The organism is Holdemanella hominis, assembly GCF_014306155.1.
In the GTDB taxonomy this organism is placed as follows: domain Bacteria; phylum Bacillota_I; class Bacilli_A; order Erysipelotrichales; family Erysipelotrichaceae; genus Holdemanella; species Holdemanella hominis.
Window position 1 is genome coordinate 1 of sequence record NZ_JACRWH010000084.1, and the last position, 4,917, is coordinate 4,917.

The window sequence follows — 4,917 nt, forward strand, 5'->3', positions numbered from 1 at the left end:
GCTACAGACTACGATTGCATTGTCTTTGGCATCACGCATTACTTCGTATTCGATTTCTTTATATCCGGCAATACTTTGTTCAATCAAACATTGATGTACAGGACTAGCCTTTAATCCTGAATCACAGATTTCACGAAGTTCAGCCTCATCATCGGCGAAACCTCCACCCGTTCCACCAAGTGTATAAGCTGGACGAACAACTAATGGATATCCTTCGCGGTTTGCGAATTCAACAGCTTCTTCTACTGTATGAACAATCATACTTTCTGGTACTGGCTCGTTGATTTCCTGCATTAAAGATCGGAACAATTCACGATCTTCTGCACGATTGATCGCATGTAGGTCTGTACCTAAAATTTCTACACCAAACTCATCTAAGATTCCATCTTCATGTAATTCTACAACTAGGTTTAATCCTGTTTGACCACCCAATGATCCTAAAATGGCATCGGGTCTTTCTTTATAAATAACGCGTTTTGCGAAATCTACAGTCAAAGGTTCAATATAAACACGATCCGCAATGGCAGTATCTGTCATGATTGTGGCAGGGTTTGAGTTAATTAAAATAACTTCATAACCTTCTTCCCGAAGAGATTGACATGCCTGACTTCCGGCATAATCAAATTCAGCTGCCTGACCAATGATAATCGGACCAGATCCGATAACTAAGATTTTTTTGATATCTGTACGTTTAGGCATTTTTATTCTCCTCCATTAATTCAATAAATTGATCAAACAAGTAACGAGAATCTTCAGGTCCTGCACTTGCTTCTGGATGATATTGCACCGCAAAACAAGGATAGTCTTTATGACGAACACCCTCACAGCTTTTATCGTTTAATGCTTGGTGTGTCATTTCCAAGCGCGTATCCTTCAAGCTATCAATATCTACCGCAAAACCATGGTTTTGAGAAGTAATTTCTACTTTACCTGTTGAAAGATTAACTACAGGATGGTTAGCTCCACGGTGTCCAAATTTCAATTTATATGTTTTTGCACCACAAGCCAAAGATATCAACTGATGACCTAGACAAATTCCAAATACAACCGTTTGAGGAATCAATTCTTTAATCGTTTCAATAGCGACTTTTACATCGGTAGGATCACCAGGACCATTCGACAACATAACGCCATCTGGACGATAAGATAAGATTGTGCTTGCTGGTGTATCATATGGAACAATCACTAAATCGCATCCACGTTTTGATAGTTCACGAACAATACCTAATTTTGCCCCAAAATCCATCAATACAACTTTCTTACCACGATTTGGGATTGGGAATACTTTATTTGTCGAAACACGAGCCACTTGATCATGTAAGAAATCAGCGGCTTTTAAACCAGCAACTATCGCATCTACATTGGCATCCACATCAGCCATAACTGCCTTCATGGTACCTACGTTACGAATCTTCATTGTGATTTCACGTGTATCAATATCATAAATACCTGGAATATTTTCGCGTTTTAAGAAATCATCTAATGTTTCTGAACATCTGAAATTGCTTGGAAATTCACAATAGTCCTTAACGACAAATCCAAATACACATGGAACCATGCTTTCATTGTCATCACGATTGATTCCATAGTTACCAATCAATGGATATGTCATCATTACAATTTGCCCACAATATGAATTATCTGTTAAAATTTCTTGATAACCCGTCATTGACGTATTAAATACCAATTCACCAATTTGGAAGTTGTCACTACCAAACGCTGTTCCGCGATATACACTTCCATCCTCTAAAATCAAAAGTCTTTCCATAATTTGTCCTTTCTGTTATTTACTCAAAAAAAAGATTAGCAAACAATACATTGCCAATCTTTAAATGGAACCATTAAAAAGTATAGCACTACGAAGAATACTATTCATCTCAACCACTGACGTTTTTTTCATAAATAAAACTGGGTTCTTGATCATAGATATCCTCCTTTGAAAAAAATCGCTATATTTTTTCTGTTTAGTATACTACCACAAATCATGAAAATTTCAATAAAAAAGTAAAAAAAAGATGCGATTTCTCACACCTTATTTTGACATAGTTGCTTCAATTTCCTTGTATGTTTCAACAGGGTTTGCACTCTTAGTAATTGAACGACCCACTACGATATAATCACAACCTTGTTCTTTCGCAAATGCTGGAGTGGCAACACGTTTTTGATCATCTTTAGAATCACTTGCCAAACGAATACCAGGAGTAACTGTTAAGAAGTCTTCTCCACAAGCTTCGTGAATCGCCTTAGCTTCATGTACGGAACATACAACACCATCTAAGCCTGCTTCTTTGGCATTCTTCGCATATCTAATAACACAATCAATCACTTCACCTGGAATTCCTAATTCGTTATTCATAGCTTCTTTAGAAGTACTAGTAAGCTGAGTTACACCGATACACATAGGACGTTTTCCATCTTTAGCCCCTTCATTCAAACCATCAACGGCAGCCTTCATCATCGCAATACCACCAGCACAATGTACATTGACAATATCTACACCTAAGTTCGCTAAGTTTTTCATTCCACCCTTAACTGTGTTTGGAATATCATGCAATTTCAAGTCTAAGAAAATATGGTGCCCCATTTCCTTCACTGTTTTTACCATTTCTAAACCACACGCATATGTTAATTCCATACCAATCTTTACATATACAGGTTCATCAAATTGTTTTAAGAAATCTACAACTTCTTCTTTACTAGAAAAATCTAGTGCTACAATTGTCTTACTCATTATTTAAAACTCCTTCCAACTGCTTCTTCAATATTCTTATATCCATATTTCTCTAATACTTTTGGAAGATCCTCAATGATTTTTGGACATACATAAGGATCCACAAAGTTTTGGGCCCCCACTTCAACAGCACTTGCCCCAGCATTTAAGAATTCCAATACATCTTCTGCACAAGTAATTCCACCAACACCAATGATTGGAATATTTACAGCTTGTGCCACTTGATATACCATTCTTAAGGCAACTGGCTTAATGGCAGGACCAGAAAGACCACCTGTTACATTGGCAAGTAATGGTTTTCCCGTCTTCAAATTGATGCGCATACCCATTAAAGTATTGATCAATACAATGCCATCTGCACCGGCTTCTTCAACGGCTTCGGCAATTTCTACAATATTTGTTACGTTTGGTGAAAGCTTCACATATACAGGTTTTGTAGCTGCATCCTTACAAATCTTTGTCACATGTGCTGCAAGCTCAGGTTTCGTTCCCAAACCAATACCACCATGTTTTACATTAGGACAAGAAATATTTAATTCATAAGCCTTGATTACTGGCTGATCATTTAATTTCTTGATAACCTCTACATAATCTTCTTCACATGCACCCGCCACATTGGCCATGATTTCTGTATCATACTGTGCAAGGAATGGAAGTTCGTTTTTGATAATTGAATCTACGCCCTTATTTTGTAGCCCAATCGCATTCAACATTCCCATTGGAGTTTCGGCAATTCTTGGTGTAGGATTTCCAAAACGCTCTTGTGGCGTAGCCGATTTAATGGCAATACCACCTAATACACTCAAATCATATAGTTCGGCATATTCTTTACCAAATCCAAAACATCCACTAGCTGGAATAATTGGATTTTTTAAATTTAATCCAGGTAGTTTTACTGAAATATCCATTATAAAGCCACCTTTCTCATTTCAAATACAGGACCATCTTTACATACACGTAATGAATGTCCTTCTACATCTTTCACAACACATCCCATACAAGCACCTAGACCACATGCCATACGAGCTTCTAATGAAATATAGCCTTCACTATATTGTTCGTTGATTGCCTTTAACATAGGTAAAGGTCCACAGCTAAGCACAAATGGACATGTCACATTGTTTTCTTTGATCGCATCCAATGCCGTCCCCTTTGTACCCAATGAACCATCCATGGTTGCGACATATACATCGCATCCTAAAGCCTTAAATTCATCCACATAGAATACGCTACCGGCATCATTTGCACCTAATACTACAGTTACACGTGCATCTTTACTTAAATATTGTTTGGCTGTTTCATATAGTGGTGGTACACCAACACCTCCACCAATCAACAAAACTTCTTCTTTATCTTCAATTGGAAACCCATTTCCTAAAGGACCAAAGATATCTAATTTTCCTTCAAGTTCAGTCATTTTTAAAGTACCTTCACCAAGCACCTTGTAGATAATGACTAAAACATCTTCCTTAATTTCACTAATCGATATGGGTCTTCGCAAATAGAAACCTGGAACTGTGATTTCAATGAATTGACCAGGCTTAGCTGTTTTAGCTAAGCCTGTTTTCAATTCCATCTTCCAAATATCATTTGCGATTTTGACATTCGATAGAATCTTCGCAAATTCCTGCATACTATTTCCCCATTTCATTCATAGAAACCATTGAGAAACTCAATGACTCTAAAACTTTCACCAATGCATTCGCTGTATCTAAACTTGTCATGCAAGAAATGTTATTTTCTGCAGATACACGACGAATCAAGAATCCATCGGCACTTGTGTTCTTCTTATTAGACATTGTGTTGATGACAAAGTTTACACGTCCATTACGAATAATGTCTAGAACGTTTTTACCATCTTCTGTTTCAATCTTGCTAGCACGGTGAACATACAATCCTTCTTTTTCAAATAGATCTGCCGTTCCCTTCGTCGCATAGATTCCATATCCGATATTTGCGAAACGTCTCGCTAATTCTAATGCTTCTTGTTTATTTTCATCATCAATTGTCATTAATACATTTCCATGTGTTGGAACACTCACACCACTGGCAACCAATGCTTTATATAATGCTTTTTCTAAGTTTACATCACTACCCAAAGCCTCACCTGTAGATTTCATTTCAGGTCCTAACACTGTATCTACACTACGTAATTTCGCAAATGAGAATACTGGTGCTTTGACAAA

The 4,917-nt window shown here is 37.2% G+C and carries 5 protein-coding genes and 1 pseudogene; all 6 read right to left on the reverse strand.

Annotation, left to right across the window (positions count from 1 at the left end):
* A partial coding sequence (locus tag H8911_RS11645; RefSeq protein ID WP_500784412.1) for a carbamoyl phosphate synthase preATP-grasp domain-containing protein occupies window positions 1–699 on the reverse strand: 699 nt, incomplete at its 3' end.
* Window positions 692–1,771 carry a glutamine-hydrolyzing carbamoyl-phosphate synthase small subunit gene (gene carA / locus H8911_RS11650; RefSeq protein ID WP_117926749.1) on the reverse strand — a complete coding sequence of 360 codons (1,080 nt, stop codon included), beginning with the start codon at window positions 1,769–1,771 and terminating at the stop codon, window positions 692–694. The genes H8911_RS11645 and carA, both read right to left, overlap by 8 nt.
* Window positions 1,772–2,032: 261 nt before the next feature.
* Entirely contained in the window at window positions 2,033–2,731 is a 699-nt protein-coding gene (gene pyrF, locus H8911_RS11655; RefSeq protein WP_186999779.1) for an orotidine-5'-phosphate decarboxylase, read from the reverse strand.
* A complete protein-coding gene (locus tag H8911_RS11660) occupies window positions 2,731–3,639 on the reverse strand; it encodes a dihydroorotate dehydrogenase (protein ID WP_222621033.1) in 909 nt (302 codons plus the stop codon). The genes pyrF and H8911_RS11660 overlap by 1 nt, the downstream gene beginning before the upstream one ends.
* Window positions 3,639–4,364: a dihydroorotate dehydrogenase electron transfer subunit gene (locus H8911_RS11665; protein WP_117926752.1), complete on the reverse strand. Its 726-nt coding sequence runs from the start codon at window positions 4,362–4,364 to the stop codon at window positions 3,639–3,641. The genes H8911_RS11660 and H8911_RS11665 overlap by 1 nt, the downstream gene beginning before the upstream one ends.
* Window position 4,365: 1 nt before the next feature.
* Window positions 4,366–4,917, reverse strand: a pseudogene (locus H8911_RS11670) (carbamoyl-phosphate synthase large subunit); the annotation flags it as partial.